The sequence below is a fragment of the Stenotrophomonas sp. HMSC10F06 genome (assembly GCF_001807865.1).
In the GTDB taxonomy this organism is placed as follows: Bacteria; Pseudomonadota; Gammaproteobacteria; order Xanthomonadales; family Xanthomonadaceae; genus Stenotrophomonas; species Stenotrophomonas bentonitica_A.
Window position 1 is genome coordinate 95,007 of record NZ_KV791256.1, and the last position, 13,080, is coordinate 108,086.

Below are 13,080 nucleotides of genomic sequence, written 5' to 3' on the forward strand. Positions count from 1 at the left end.
AAGAACCTGCGGTTGGGTGTGGCGCGTGCGGACGTCAGGGTTCGCGACGCGACAACACGAATTCAAAACGGGACAGATCAGCCGGGGTGGTGACCTTGAAGTTGTCTTCGCTGCCTTCCACCAGCAGCGGGCGCAGCCCCTGGCGCTCCATGGCCATGGCCTCGTCGGTGACCTCCACGCCGGCATCGGCCGCCTCCTGCAGCGCGCGCGCCAGCTGGTGGCGGCGGAACAGCTGCGGGGTCAGCGCGCGCCACAGGCGCTCACGCGGCTCGGTGGCATCGATGCCGCCGTCGTCGCCGGCACGCTTGAGGGTGTCGCGGACGGGGGCGGCGAGGATCGCGCCGACAGGGTCGGCACGCCCCACTTCCAGCAGGCGGCCCAGATCGGCAGCGGCCAGGTTGGGGCGGGCGGCATCGTGGACCAGCACGAAATCATCGGCCCGCACGTCATCGGGCAAGGCATGCAGGCCGGCCAGTACCGAGCCGGCACGGGTCGCCCCGCCGATGCAGGTCAGGATGGGTTTGTCCGCCAGCGACTGCCAGCCCGGCCAATCGGCGTCATCCTCGGCGACCACCACCATCACCCCGGCCACGACCGGGTGCGAGAGCAGCGCCTGGAGGGTATGGGCCAGCAACACGCGGTCGCCGGCCAGCAGATACTGCTTGGGCGTGGGCCCGCCGAAGCGGGTGCCACGTCCAGCGGCGGGCACCACCGCCCAGATGCCGGCCATCAGGGCACGTCCTGGTGCGGCGCGTCCGGATCGGGAACGGCCGTCGGTGCACGCGGCGGCGGCACCGGCGCGTCTTCGACCACGCGGTAGAACTTCTCGCCGGGCTTGATCATGCCCAGCTCGCTGCGCGCGCGTTCTTCGATGGCCGCCTCGCCTTCCTTGAGGTCCTTGACCTCGGCAGCCAGCGCGTCATTGCGCTGCTGCAGGCCGGCGTTGTCCCGCTTCTGGTTCTCGACCTGGGCTTCGAGCATCATCACCTCGCCCGAGTTGCCCGGTCCAAACCAGAAGCGGTACTGCAGCCACGCGAGCAGCAGCGCGAGCACCAGCAGCAGCCAGCGCCAGTTGCGCATGCGATCAGCGCTTCAGCGACACGAACGCGTCACGACCAGCGTAACGCGCGCCGGCACCGAGGGCTTCCTCGATCCGCAGGAGCTGGTTGTACTTGGCCACGCGATCGCTGCGGCACAGCGAGCCGGTCTTGATCTGGGTGGCGGTGGTGGCCACGGCGATGTCGGCGATGGTGGTGTCTTCGGTTTCGCCCGAACGGTGCGAGACGATCGAGGCGTAGTTGGCCGCGTGCGCCATGGCGATCGCTTCCAGGGTCTCGGTCAGGGTGCCGATCTGGTTGACCTTGATCAGGATCGCGTTGGCGGTGCCGGACTCGATGCCTTCCTTGAAGATCTTCGGGTTGGTGACGAACAGATCGTCACCGACCAGCTGCACCTTGTTGCCGATGCGATCGGTCAGCAGCTTCCAGCCGGCCCAGTCGTTCTCGGCCAGGCCGTCTTCGATGGTGATGATCGGGTACTGCGCGGCCCAGTCGGCCAGGAAGTCGACGAACTGCTCGGAGGTCAGGCGCTTGTTCTCGCCGACCAGGTTGTACTTGCCGTTCTCGTAGAACTCGCTGGAGGCCACGTCCAGGCCCAGCAGCACGTCTTCACCGGCGGTGTAGCCGGCCTTGCCGATCGCTTCAAGGATGGTGTCCAGCGCTTCGACGTTGCTGCGGAAGTCCGGCGCGAAGCCGCCTTCATCGCCCACCGCCGTGCTCAGGCCATGGCCCTTGAGCACCGACTTGAGCGAATGGAAGATCTCGGTGCCGGCACGCAGCGACTCGGAGAACGAGGTGAAGCCGACCGGCAGCACCATGAACTCCTGGAAGTCGACGTTGTTGTCGGCATGTGCGCCGCCGTTGATGATGTTCATCATCGGGACCGGCAGGGTCACGTCGCGGCCATTGGCCAGGTGCTGCCACAGCGCCTGCTTCTTCGAGGCGGCCACGGCATGCGCGTTGGCCAGCGAAACCCCCAGCAGCGCGTTCGCGCCCAGGCGGCCCTTGTTCTCGGTGCCGTCCAGATCGATCAGGCGGCGGTCCAGGCCTTCCTGGTCGGCGGCGTCGAAGCCCTTCAGTGCCGTGGCGATCGTGGTGTTGACGTTGGACACGGCGTTGCGCACGCCCTTGCCCAGGTAACGGGTCTTGTCGCCGTCACGCAGTTCCACGGCTTCCTTGGTGCCGGTCGAGGCGCCCGACGGCACCGCGGCACGACCGAACGAGCCGTCCTCAAGGATGACTTCGGCTTCCAGCGTGGGGTTGCCACGGCTGTCGAGGATTTCACGGGCGTGGATGCTGCGGATCGTGGTCATAGCGGGCCGGTTACCAGTCAGAGAGGGGAGGCGCCGCCAATGCAGCGCCGAAAAAAACATGCCGCGTGATTATCCCTGCACACCCGTCACTTGCCAAATCGGCGTGGCCGACGGCAGCACCCCGGCCACGGTGGCCTGGCGCGAGACCAGCGATGGGATCAACAATACCAGCATCAACAGCGCCAGCAGGAGCAGTGCGCCACCGCCGCCAGCCGCCTGCCGGCGCAGCCGGAATGCGAGCACGCTGGCAGTGACACAGACCAGCGCGACGGTCCCGGTCAGCGACAGCGTCACCAGCAGCAGCGGGCGCACCGAGCGCAGCGCGTTGTCGCCATCGCCCGGCGAGCCGACGCTGGCGAATACCAGCAGCACCAGCACGAACACACCGCCCCAGGCGGTCATCGCCGCACCCAGCGCGATCCAGCCCCAGGCCCAACCGCGCCAGCCGCGGCGCACCGCGGGTGACGCCGGCACGTCGGCCATCATGCGAAGCGCGAGAACCCGTGCTTCTTGGTGACCGCGTCGAGTTCCATCAGGGTTTCAAGCAGTTCTTCCATGCGATCCAGCGGCCACGCATTGGGGCCATCGGACAGCGCCTTGGACGGATCCGGATGGGTCTCGGCGAACAGGCCCGAGACACCGACCGCCACTGCCGCGCGCGCCAGCACCGGCACGAACTCGCGCTGGCCGCCGGAGCTGTTGCCCTGCCCGCCCGGCAGCTGCACCGAATGGGTGGCATCGAACACGACCGGGCAACCGGTATCGCGCATCACCGACAGCGAACGCATGTCGCTGACCAGGTTGTTGTAGCCGAAGCTGGCACCGCGCTCGCAGACCATGATGTCCTGGTTGCCGGTGGCCTTGGCCTTCTCGACGACCGGCTTCATGTCCCACGGCGACAGGAACTGACCCTTCTTGATGTTGACCGGCTTGCCGGCCGCACACACCTTGGTGATGAAATCGGTCTGACGCACGAGGAACGCCGGCGTCTGCAGCACGTCCACCACCGAGGCCACTTCGTCCATCGGGGTGTATTCGTGCACGTCGGTCAGCACCGGCACGCCGATCTGCTTCTTCACCTCAGCCAGGACCTTCAGGCCCTCTTCCATGCCCGGGCCGCGGAAGGCGGTACCCGAGGTGCGGTTGGCCTTGTCGAAGCTCGACTTGAAGATGAAGTTGATGCCGAGGCGATCGGTGATTTCCTTCAACTTGCCAGCCACGTCCAGCTGCAGCTGCATCGACTCGATCACACACGGGCCGGCGATCAGGAACAGGGGCTGGTCCAGCCCGACGTCGAATCCACACAGTTTCATGGCGTTTCCTTGTTGTCCGGCGAACACTGGCCAGGCCAGCCGCCGTGGGTGATTAGCGCTCTGCAATGGGGGCACGTGGCCCCCACCGCAAGTGCGGCGTGCCGATCAGGCGGCCGCGTCCTGGGCCAGCTTGCCACCGGCCTTGCGCTCGCGCGCGGCACGGATGAAGCCGATGAACAGCGGGTGGCCGTCGCGCGGGGTCGACAGGAACTCCGGATGCGCCTGGCAGGCCAGGAACCACGGGTGCTGGTCGCGCGGCAGTTCGATGACTTCCACCAGGGTGTCATCCATCGATTTGCCCGCGATCACCAGGCCGGCATCTTCCAGCTGGGTGCGATAGCGGTTGTTGAACTCGTAACGGTGGCGGTGACGCTCGGCGACCACGTCCTTGCCGTACAGCTCGCGGGCCAGCGTGCCCGGCTTCAGGCGCTGCTCCTGCAGGCCCAGGCGCATGGTGCCGCCCAGGTCGCTCTTGTCGTCACGCTTCTCGACATCGCCGGTGGCGGTGCGCCATTCGGTGATCAGGCCGATCACCGGGTTCGGCGACTGGCGATCGTTCTCGGTGCTGTTGGCACCTTCCAGGCCGGCCACGTGGCGGGCGAAATCGACCACTGCGGCCTGCATGCCGTAGCAGATGCCGAAGTACGGCACCTGCTGCTCACGGGCGAACTGCGAGCTCAGCACCTTGCCTTCGAAACCACGGTCGCCGAAGCCGCCCGGCACCAGGATGCCGTCGACATCCTTCAGCGCGGCCAGGTCGCTGTCTTCCAGCTCCTGCGCTTCGAGCCACTTCAGGTTGACCTTGGTGCGCTGGCGCAGGCCGCCGTGCTTGAGCGCTTCGCCGACCGACTTGTAGGCGTCCTGGTGGTCGACGTACTTGCCGACCACCGCGATGGTGACCTCGTCCAGCGGGTGCAGGGTGGCGTCCACCGCCGCTTCCCACTCGTGCAGGTCGGCCGGGCCGGCCTTGTCGCCGAGCTTGAGCTGGTTGATGACGATGTCATCCAGGCCCTGCGCGTGCAGGCCCATCGGAATGCGGTACAGCACGTCCACGTCCGGCACGCTGATCACGGCGCGCTCGGAGACGTTGGTGAACTGGGCGATCTTGCGGCGCTCCGAATCCGGCACGACCTGCTCGGAACGGCACAGCAGCACGTCCGGCTGGATGCCGATCGAACGCAGCTCCTTGACCGAGTGCTGGGTCGGCTTGGTCTTCAACTCGCCGGCGGCAGCGATGTACGGCACCAGGGTCAGGTGCATGAACAGCGCCTTCTCCGGGCCGCGCTCGGTGCGCACCTGGCGGATCGCCTCCAGGAACGGCAGCGACTCGATGTCGCCCACCGTACCGCCGATCTCCACCAGCGCCACGTCGAAGCCTTCGGTGGCCTCGTCCATGCAGCGGCGGATCTCATCGGTGATGTGCGGAATGACCTGCACGGTGGCGCCCAGGTAGTCGCCGCGGCGCTCCTTGCGGATCACGTTCTCGTAGATGCGGCCGGTGGTGACCGAGTTCTTGCGGCTCAGGCGGGTGCGCACGAAGCGCTCGTAATGGCCCAGGTCCAGGTCGGTCTCGGCGCCGTCATCGGTGACGTAGACCTCACCGTGCTGGAACGGGCTCATGGTGCCCGGGTCGACGTTGATGTACGGATCGAGCTTCATCATCGTCACCCGCAGGCCGCGGGCCTCGAGGATGGCGGCAAGCGACGCGGCGGCAATACCTTTGCCGAGCGAGGACACTACGCCGCCGGTTACGAAGATCAAGGGAGTCATGGCTGGGGGTGTCCTGTCAGGAAGGGGGAAACGGCGCCGACGCGCAGGGCGACGGACGACGTGAAGGGGGAAATCAGAGCGATCCGGGCGGCTGCGGGGCGTTCACGCGCCAGGGCCGGGATCAGGGGGGATGCGGTGCGGGAGTGGGTCAGCGACGTCGGGTCAGCCGTGCCGGCCACTGTCTGGACCGTCACCTCCTGCCTACCCTGCTGGCGATCGCGCACGATCAGGCCAGTCCATTCGCTGATGGATGACACGCACTACTCCCGGAAAGCCATAGTTTACAGATTGACGGCCCCCAGCCCAAGGGGCGGATGACGGTCTTCACATAAGAAGAAGAGCCCCGGCGCGATACCGGGGCTCATGTTGACTACTTTTTCAGATCCCCAGGTCTCTCTGGTGGAGAGCCCCCTTGGAGTTCAAGGGGGCGCGCCGACAGGCGCGGGGATGTGGAAGAGAGGGTGAGCGGGGCCCACGGTTTGCCGCGCAAACCGTGGGGAAGCGTCAGCGCGAAGCGCTTATCGCTTCTTCCGCGCTTCTTCCTCTTCCTCCTTCTGCGGGGCCTGCTCGCCCCTGGCCTTCATTTCGGCCGTGGCGGCCGCGCGGCGCTTGGCCTTGGCGTCCGCCTCGGCCTGCGCCCTGTCGGCCTGTTCGCCCTGCTGCGGCGTGGGCTGGCCCTGTCCGGCGTTCTGGGCCAGTGCCATGGGCACGGCCACCACGGCGGCGGCGATGGCAACGATGGTCAGCAACTTCTTCATGGGGTGCTCCTCGCGGTATGGCATGGAATGGGGCGCCGGAGGCTCCGGTTTCCCATCCATCACAGTCTATCGCGCCCCGGTCGGCCGCCCCCTGAACGTGTGGCGTGCAAAAAACCCGTCCAGACCGCAAACTTCGCCGTCGCATTGCGCTTTATGAAGACAGATGAACGCCCGCTATAACGCCGCCGATATTGAAGTCCTGTCCGGCCTGGACCCGGTCAAGCGCCGCCCCGGCATGTACACCGACACCGCGCGCCCGAACCATCTGGCGCAGGAAGTCATCGACAATGCCGTCGACGAAGCCCTGGCCGGGCATGCCCACACGGTCGAAGTCACGCTGTTCAAGGACGGCAGCTGCGAGGTCAGCGATGACGGCCGCGGCATGCCCGTGGACATCCACCCCGAGGAGAAGATCCCCGGCGTCGAACTGATCCTGACCCGCCTGCACGCGGGCGGCAAGTTCAACAACAAGAACTACACCTTCTCCGGCGGCCTGCATGGCGTTGGCGTGAGCGTGGTCAACGCGTTGTCCACCCTGGTCGAAGTGCATATCAAGCGCGACGGCAGCGAACACCGCATCACCTTCCGCAACGGCGACCGCGCCACCCCGCTGGAAGTGGTCGGCAGCGTCGGCAAGAAGAACACCGGTACCCGCGTGCGCTTCTGGGCCGACCCGAAGTACTTCGACACGCCCAAGTACAACCTGCGCGCGCTGCGCCACCTGCTGCGTGCCAAGGCCGTGCTGTGTCCGGGCCTGACCGTGAAGCTCCACGACGAAGCCACCGGCGAGCAGGACACCTGGTACTACGAAGACGGCCTGAGCGATTACCTCAAGGCCGAGCTCGGCGAGCGCGAGATGCTGCCGGCCGACCTGTTCGTGGGCCACCTGAAGAAAGAAAACGAGGTGGTGGACTGGGCCCTGGCCTGGATCCCCGAAGGCGAGCTGGTCCAGGAAAGCTACGTCAACCTGATCCCGACCGCCCAGCACGGCACCCACGCCAACGGCCTCCGCACCGGCCTGACCGAGGCGCTGCGCGAGTTCTGCGACTTCCGCAATCTGCTGCCGCGTGGCGTCAAGCTGGCCCCGGAAGACGTATGGGACCGCGTGTCGTTCGTGCTGTCGCTGAAGATGACCGATCCGCAGTTCAGCGGCCAGACCAAGGAACGCCTGTCCTCGCGCCAGGCCGCCGGCTTCGTCGAGGGCGCTGCGCATGATGCCTTCAGCCTGCTGCTGAACCAGAACGTCGCATTGGGCGAGCAGATCGCCCAGCTGGCGATCGAGCGCGCCAGTGCGCGCCTGAAGACCGAAAAGCTGGTGACCCGCAAGAAGGTCACCCAGGGGCCTGCCCTGCCCGGCAAGCTGGCCGACTGCATCAGCCAGGACCTGTCGCGCACCGAGCTGTTCCTGGTCGAAGGCGACTCCGCCGGCGGCAGTGCCAAGCAGGCCCGCGACAAGGACTTCCAGGCGATCCTGCCGCTGCGCGGCAAGATCCTCAACACCTGGGAAGTGTCCTCGGGCAGCGTGCTGGCCTCCGAGGAAGTGCACAACCTGGCCATCGCGATCGGCTGCGACCCGGGCAAGGAAGACATCGCCGGGCTGCGCTACGGCAAGGTCGTCATCCTGGCCGACGCCGACTCGGACGGCCTGCACATCGCGACCCTGCTGACCGCGCTGTTCCTCAAGCACTTCCCGGCACTGGTCGATGCCGGCCACGTGTTCGTGGCGATGCCGCCGCTGTTCCGTGTCGACGTGGGCAAGCAGGTGTTCTACGCCCTGGACGAGGAAGAGAAGCGCACGATGCTGGACAAGATCGAACGCGAGAAGATCAAGGGCCAGGTCAGCGTGACCCGCTTCAAGGGCCTGGGTGAAATGAACCCGCAGCAGCTGCGCGAGTCCACCATCCATCCCGATACGCGTCGCCTGGTGCAGCTGACCATCGATGATGGCGAGCAGACCCATTCGCTGATGGACATGCTGCTGGCCAAGAAGCGCGCCAGCGACCGCAAGGGCTGGCTGGAAAAGAAGGGCGACCTGGCTTCGCTGGAGGTCTGATCCGCCTCGAGTGGCACTGAAAAAACCCGCCTTCCGGCGGGTTTTTTCTTGCCTGTGCCACCAGGCATGGATGCATGCAGCGGGAAGGATTACCGTGGCGTCACCGCATTCGCAGGAACCCGCATGCCGTTCGACCCGACCCTGATGCTGGAAACCACGCGCCTGGTGCTGACACCGATCCGCGCCACGGACGCGCAGGCGTTGTTCGCGATCCAGTCCGACCGTCCGGGCATGCGCTACTGGAACCATCCGGCGTGGACCGACCTCAAGCAGGCCTACGTACAGATCCTCGACGATCTCGCCGCGCTGGAGGCAGGCACGCAACTGAAACTGGCGATCCGTGAGCACGTGGACGGACCGCTGCTGGGCATCGTGGTCGTGTTCGCGATCGACGAGACGTCCAGGCGCGCGGAGATCGGGTATCACCTGGCGCCGGCGGCACAGGGCAAGGGCTACATGCACGAGGCGCTGTCACGGTTCGCGGCCTACCTGTTCGATGAACTGCGCATGCGTCGGCTGGAAGCGGAGATCGATCCGCGCAACGTCTCGTCGGCCAAGGTGCTGGAGCGGATCGGGTTCCAGCGCGAAGGACTGCTGCGGGAGCGCTGGCGGGTTGCCGGCGAGGTCTCCGATTCTGCCGTCTACGGCCTGCTGGCACGCGAGTGGCAGGATCGGGCCGACCCGGCGCCGCGTTAGAACGGGCGCGGCGCCATCCTGCGTATACCGGCCTCGCCCCGCCCCGTCCGGCACGCTCCCTCCACGAAAAAGCCCGCCTTGCGGCGGGCTTTTCGATGTTCAACCGTGCGGACCGGTCAGGCCCAGCCGAACAGTTCGAACAGGCGCAGGATCAGGTACGCACAGCCGCCGGCGGCCGGGATCGTCAGGATCCACGCCCACACGATGCGCTCGATCACGCCGAAGCGCAGCGAACGCGGGTTCTTGGCAAAGCCCACGCCCATGATCGCGGTGGAGATGCTGTGGGTGGTCGAGACCGGCATGCCGAAGTGCGCGGCCAGGGTCAGGATGGTGGCCGAGCTGGTTTCCGCGGCGAAGCCGTGGATCGGGTGCAGCTTGACCATCTTGTGGCCCAGGGTCTTGATGATCTTCCAGCCGCCCGAGGCGGTACCGGCGGCCATCACCACGGCGCAGGTCAGCACGATCCACATGGCGATGCCGTCGCCGGCGCTCGCGTCCGGGTGCATGAAGGCCAGCCAGGACGGCAGGTCGTTCAGGGCACCGGTCGCTTCGGCACCGATCAGCGTCATGGCGATGATGCCCATGGTCTTCTGCGCATCGTTGTGGCCGTGGGCGAAGCCCATGTAGGCCGCCGAGGCGATCTGGGCCTTGCCGAAGAACGCATTGACGATGCGCGGGCGCGCCAGCCGGCCGATGAACCCGCCCACCTTGGCCATGCCCGCGATGATCGCCCACAGCAGCAGCATCACCGCGATGCCGAGCAGGAAGCCGGCGATCGGCGAGGTGATCATCGGCAGGAACACCTTCCACAGCAGGCCCTTATTCTGGGCCCAGGTGCCGATGCGCTCGGACCAGATCAGCGCGTCCCAGTTGTTATGGGCAGCGGCCAGGCCGGCGCCGCACAGGCCGCCGATCAGGGCGTGCGAGGACGAGGACGGCAGCCCCTTCCACCACGTGATCAGGTTCCAGATGATGCCGCCCAGCAGCGCGCATAGGATCACCTGCGGGGTCACATCGACCACGTTGGTGTTGAGCAGGCCCGAGGCGATGGTCAGCGCGACGGCGGTGCCGGTCAGGGCACCGATGAGGTTCATGAAGGCCGCCAGCATCACCGCCCAGCCGGGCGAGAGCACTTTGGTCGCCACCACGGTGGCGATGGAGTTGGCGGTATCGTGGAAGCCGTTGATGAACTCGAAGACGAGCGCGGCCAGGATCACCACCAGAACAAGGGTCAGCATGCTGTGGCGTCCGTCAGCTGTTCTTCAAGACGATCTGGTAGGCGACCACGCCGGCCTCGCGGCAACGATCGATGGCCTTCTCCAGGATCTCGAAGAACTCCTTGAGCAGGAACATCTGCAGGCTGTCCAGGCGGCCGGAATAGATGTCGCGGTACAGCTCGAGCATCAGGCGGTCGGCTTCGTTCTCCAGCGAGCGCAGCTTCTCGTTGAGCGCGGTCATCCGGTCCAGATTCATGTGGCGCAGGTCGCCCACCATTTCCACCACCACGCTGGCGGCCTGCTCCAGCATCGCCGCGCGGGGCGCGAAATCGATGTGTTCCAGGTGCTGGGTGGCCAGCGAATAGCGATCGGCGAACTTCTCGATCTGCTTGGGAATCTTGTACAGCGCCGAGCCCAGCGCTTCGATGTCTTCGCGCTCGATCGGGGTCATGAAGCTGTCGACCAGCGCCTGGCTGATCTTGTCCGAGGCGGCGCGCTCGCGCAGGCGGGCCAGCTTGAAGGCGTCCAGCGCCGGCTGGCGGTCCGCTTCGCGCAGCATCGCGTGCAGCGCCTTGGCGCTGTCCTGGGCGGCCTGGGCAGCCTCGTCCAGCAGGGTGTAGAACTGTTTGCCGGAGCCAAAAATGGTCTGCAGAGAGAACATTGAGAAACCTATTCGCCGTCGAGGAAGGACGGCACCGGGCGGAATTATGACGGTTTGATGTCCAATCCGGGTACTCCCTGTCATCTTCACGCTCCCACGGCCCTGCCTGAACGACCCTGATTGCATCCCTGCCCCGGCCTTTTGTTAAGATGCGCGGGCACCTTCGGGTGCACTCTATGGACGACGACCCTTACCCCCCGCCGCACCGCCGCGCTTACGCGCCCTCCGGTAGCCGACATCGCTTGAACACGCCCTCCCTGCCACCAACCGGGGATGAAGCCCGTGTTTGAACTGCTTATCGTCCTTGCCCTGATCCTGCTCAACGGCTTCTTCGCCATGTCCGAAATGTCGGTCATGACCTCGCGCAAGAGCCGCCTCAAGCAGATGGCCGCCACCAGCAAACGCGCCGAGCGCGCGCTTGAACTGTCTGAAAAGCCCGAGAGCTTCCTGTCCACGGTCCAGATCGGCATCACCCTGATCGGCATCCTGACCGGTGTGTTCGGCGGTGAGGCGATCGGCCTGGCCATCGCCGAGTGGCTGCACGGCATCGTTCCGGCCTTCGCCTACTCCAGTGAAGTGGGCAAGGCGCTGGCGGTTGCCCTGATCACCTTCCTGACGCTGATCTTCGGTGAACTGGTCCCCAAACGACTGGCCATTACCCGTTCGGAAGACATCGCCGGGCTGGTCGCCTGGCCGATGGGCTGGCTGTCCCGGATCGCTTTCCCGTTCGTGTGGCTGCTCTCCCACAGCACCCGGCTGGTGCTGCGCGTGCTCGGCCTGGGCAAGGATGAGGCCGCCTCGGTCACCGAAGAAGAGATCCGCATGCTGGTGGCCGAGAGCCACGAAGCCGGCGTGATCGACGCCCACGAGCGCGACATGATGAACCGCGTCATGCGCCTGGGCGACCGTACCGCCGACAGCCTGATGACCCCGCGCAACCGGATCGCCTGGCTGGATACGCAGGCCGCGCCGGAGAAGAACCTCGCCACCATGCGCGAGAACGAGTTCTCCCGTTACCCGGTGTTCCGCGACAACGACCAGGACATCGTCGGGGTGCTGGAAGTCAAAAGCCTGGTGACGCGCCTCGTGCGCGATGACCATTCGCTGTTCCAGAACCTGCGCGAGCCGCTGTACGTCTCCGAGTCCACCCACGCGATGAAGCTGCTGGAGATCTTCCGCGAGGAGCAGCAGTCGATGGCGCTGGTGGTGGACGAGTACGGTGAGATCCAGGGCCTGGTCACCATCAGCGACCTGATGGGCGCGGTGGTCGGCCGCCTGCAGTCGGTGGAGAACGTGGACGAGGACGCACTGGTCGTGACCCGTGAGGACGGCTCGTTCCTGGTCGATGGCTCGCTGTCGATCGAGGACCTGCGCGAACTGATGGGCAACGCCGAGCTGCCCGATGCCGACGATGGCGATTACTACACGCTGGCCGGCATGTGCATCCATTATTTCGGCCGCATCCCGCATGCGGGCGAGTACTTCGATTGGGCCGGCTGGCGCATCGAGATCGTCGATCTCGACGGTGCCCGTGTCGACAAGCTGCTGCTGCGCACCCTGAGCGAAGACGAAACCGATGACATCACCGGCTGAGCCGACGCCGCCGGATCCGACGCGGCCGCAGTACCGCAACGAGGGTATCCGTACCCTCCTGGCGATGTTCGACCACGGTGACCCGGAGGAACGGCTGCTGCTGGGCCAGATCCTGCAGGATCTGCAGCAGAGCGCGTTCGGTGTGTTCCTGTTCGTGGCGATCCTGCCGGCCTTCATTCCGATTCCCGGGATCGGCGGCGCGGTCAGTGGGCCGCTGGTGGTTCTGATCGGTGCGCAGATGCTGTGCGGCATGCGCCGGCCGTGGCTGCCGGGCTTCATCCGCAACCGTGGGCCCAAGCGCGGCACCATGCATCGCTTCCTAGAGCGCATCGACGGCCCGCTGCGGCGCTTGGACCGCCTGCTCAAACCGCGGATGGCCGGACTGCTGGTGCCGCTGCCCGCCCATGCCTTCAGCGGCCTGCTGCTGATCCTGATCGGCGTGCTGTTGTCGCTGCCGATCCCGCTCACCAACTATCTGTTCGGCTTCCAGTTGCTGCTGTTCGCGCTGGCGCTGCTGGAACGCGACGGCGTGCTGATGCTGGTCAACTGGGTCGGGGCGGTGGCTGCCGTGCTGTTCTTCGGCTTCAGTTCGGGCCACCTGGTGGGCTACACGGTGGACCTGTTCCAACGCTGGTTCGGCTGAGGCCG

The 13,080-nt window shown here is 66.3% G+C and carries 14 protein-coding genes; 4 read left to right on the forward strand and 10 right to left on the reverse strand.

What is annotated here, in order from left to right; translation table 11 throughout:
- Nucleotides 1-34 precede the first annotated feature (34 nt).
- The 8 genes from ispD to HMPREF3113_RS02735 all read right to left on the reverse strand — a co-directional run bounded on the left by ispD (nt 35) and on the right by HMPREF3113_RS02735 (nt 6,212).
- A complete protein-coding gene (gene ispD / locus HMPREF3113_RS02700) occupies nt 35-733 on the reverse strand; it encodes a 2-C-methyl-D-erythritol 4-phosphate cytidylyltransferase (RefSeq protein ID WP_026069800.1) in 699 nt (232 codons plus the stop codon).
- On the reverse strand, nt 730-1,080 hold the full coding sequence (gene ftsB / locus HMPREF3113_RS02705; protein ID WP_019183335.1) for a cell division protein FtsB: 351 nt from the start codon (nt 1,078-1,080) through the stop codon (nt 730-732). Before ftsB ends, ispD begins: the two co-directional genes overlap by 4 nt.
- A 4-nt stretch (nt 1,081-1,084) precedes the next feature.
- Nucleotides 1,085-2,371: a phosphopyruvate hydratase gene (eno, locus tag HMPREF3113_RS02710; RefSeq protein ID WP_019183336.1), complete on the reverse strand. Its 1,287-nt coding sequence runs from the start codon at nt 2,369-2,371 to the stop codon at nt 1,085-1,087.
- A gap of 69 nt (nt 2,372-2,440) precedes the next feature.
- On the reverse strand, nt 2,441-2,857 hold the full coding sequence (locus HMPREF3113_RS02715) for a hypothetical protein (RefSeq protein ID WP_026069801.1): 417 nt from the start codon (nt 2,855-2,857) through the stop codon (nt 2,441-2,443).
- Nucleotides 2,854-3,684 carry a 3-deoxy-8-phosphooctulonate synthase gene (gene kdsA / locus HMPREF3113_RS02720; RefSeq protein WP_019183338.1) on the reverse strand — a complete coding sequence of 277 codons (831 nt, stop codon included), beginning with the start codon at nt 3,682-3,684 and terminating at the stop codon, nt 2,854-2,856. The genes HMPREF3113_RS02715 and kdsA overlap by 4 nt, the downstream gene beginning before the upstream one ends.
- A gap of 105 nt (nt 3,685-3,789) precedes the next feature.
- A complete protein-coding gene (locus HMPREF3113_RS02725; RefSeq protein WP_070427084.1) occupies nt 3,790-5,454 on the reverse strand; it encodes a CTP synthase in 1,665 nt (554 codons plus the stop codon).
- Nucleotides 5,451-5,711: a hypothetical protein gene (locus HMPREF3113_RS02730; RefSeq protein ID WP_070470650.1), complete on the reverse strand. Its 261-nt coding sequence runs from the start codon at nt 5,709-5,711 to the stop codon at nt 5,451-5,453. Before HMPREF3113_RS02730 ends, HMPREF3113_RS02725 begins: the two co-directional genes overlap by 4 nt.
- A 261-nt stretch (nt 5,712-5,972) precedes the next feature.
- Nucleotides 5,973-6,212 (reverse strand): hypothetical protein, encoded by a 240-nt coding sequence (locus HMPREF3113_RS02735; protein WP_070427082.1) that lies wholly within the window; start codon nt 6,210-6,212, stop codon nt 5,973-5,975.
- Nucleotides 6,213-6,375: 163 nt separating this feature from the next.
- Between HMPREF3113_RS02735 and parE the strand changes: the two genes are divergently transcribed.
- Both parE and HMPREF3113_RS02745 read left to right on the forward strand, forming a co-directional pair.
- Nucleotides 6,376-8,265 (forward strand): DNA topoisomerase IV subunit B, encoded by a 1,890-nt coding sequence (gene parE / locus HMPREF3113_RS02740; RefSeq protein WP_046273688.1) that lies wholly within the window; start codon nt 6,376-6,378, stop codon nt 8,263-8,265.
- A gap of 123 nt (nt 8,266-8,388) precedes the next feature.
- On the forward strand, nt 8,389-8,961 hold the full coding sequence (locus HMPREF3113_RS02745; protein ID WP_070470651.1) for a GNAT family N-acetyltransferase: 573 nt from the start codon (nt 8,389-8,391) through the stop codon (nt 8,959-8,961).
- A 116-nt stretch (nt 8,962-9,077) separates the two neighbouring features.
- Here HMPREF3113_RS02745 and HMPREF3113_RS02750 read toward each other — a convergent pair whose 3' ends face one another.
- Both HMPREF3113_RS02750 and HMPREF3113_RS02755 read right to left on the reverse strand, forming a co-directional pair.
- Complete coding sequence (locus HMPREF3113_RS02750) at nt 9,078-10,199, reverse strand: inorganic phosphate transporter (protein WP_019183344.1); 1,122 nt, start codon at nt 10,197-10,199, stop codon at nt 9,078-9,080.
- 13 nt (nt 10,200-10,212) lie between these two features.
- Nucleotides 10,213-10,839 (reverse strand): DUF47 domain-containing protein, encoded by a 627-nt coding sequence (locus HMPREF3113_RS02755; RefSeq protein ID WP_019183345.1) that lies wholly within the window; start codon nt 10,837-10,839, stop codon nt 10,213-10,215.
- Nucleotides 10,840-11,121: 282 nt separating this feature from the next.
- Here HMPREF3113_RS02755 and HMPREF3113_RS02760 point away from each other — a divergent pair, with 282 nt between their 5' ends.
- Together HMPREF3113_RS02760 and HMPREF3113_RS02765 are read left to right on the forward strand one after the other, a co-directional pair.
- Nucleotides 11,122-12,432, forward strand: a complete 1,311-nt coding sequence (locus HMPREF3113_RS02760; RefSeq protein ID WP_070470699.1) for a hemolysin family protein — start codon at nt 11,122-11,124, stop codon at nt 12,430-12,432.
- The gene (locus HMPREF3113_RS02765) at nt 12,416-13,075 is read left to right on the forward strand and encodes an exopolysaccharide biosynthesis protein (RefSeq protein ID WP_019183347.1); all 660 of its coding nucleotides are present in this window, start codon (nt 12,416-12,418) and stop codon (nt 13,073-13,075) included. Before HMPREF3113_RS02760 ends, HMPREF3113_RS02765 begins: the two co-directional genes overlap by 17 nt.
- The last annotated feature ends 5 nt before the right edge of the window (nt 13,076-13,080 follow it).

Bases quoted from the DNA above. Each gene is read 5' to 3' on its own strand.
- ftsB (WP_019183335.1), bottom strand. From the start codon at position 1,080: ATGCGCAACTGGCGCTGGCTGCTGCTGGTGCTCGCGCTGCTGCTCGCG.
- HMPREF3113_RS02745 (WP_070470651.1), top strand. From the start codon at position 8,389: ATGCCGTTCGACCCGACCCTGATGCTGGAAACCACGCGCCTGGTGCTG.
- HMPREF3113_RS02755 (WP_019183345.1), bottom strand. From the start codon at position 10,839: ATGTTCTCTCTGCAGACCATTTTTGGCTCCGGCAAACAGTTCTACACC.
- HMPREF3113_RS02715 (WP_026069801.1), bottom strand. From the start codon at position 2,857: ATGATGGCCGACGTGCCGGCGTCACCCGCGGTGCGCCGCGGCTGGCGC.
- HMPREF3113_RS02765 (WP_019183347.1), top strand. From the start codon at position 12,416: ATGACATCACCGGCTGAGCCGACGCCGCCGGATCCGACGCGGCCGCAG.
- HMPREF3113_RS02750 (WP_019183344.1), bottom strand. From the start codon at position 10,199: ATGCTGACCCTTGTTCTGGTGGTGATCCTGGCCGCGCTCGTCTTCGAG.
- kdsA (WP_019183338.1), bottom strand. From the start codon at position 3,684: ATGAAACTGTGTGGATTCGACGTCGGGCTGGACCAGCCCCTGTTCCTG.
- HMPREF3113_RS02725 (WP_070427084.1), bottom strand. From the start codon at position 5,454: ATGACTCCCTTGATCTTCGTAACCGGCGGCGTAGTGTCCTCGCTCGGC.
- HMPREF3113_RS02735 (WP_070427082.1), bottom strand. From the start codon at position 6,212: ATGAAGAAGTTGCTGACCATCGTTGCCATCGCCGCCGCCGTGGTGGCC.
- eno (WP_019183336.1), bottom strand. From the start codon at position 2,371: ATGACCACGATCCGCAGCATCCACGCCCGTGAAATCCTCGACAGCCGT.
- parE (WP_046273688.1), top strand. From the start codon at position 6,376: ATGAACGCCCGCTATAACGCCGCCGATATTGAAGTCCTGTCCGGCCTG.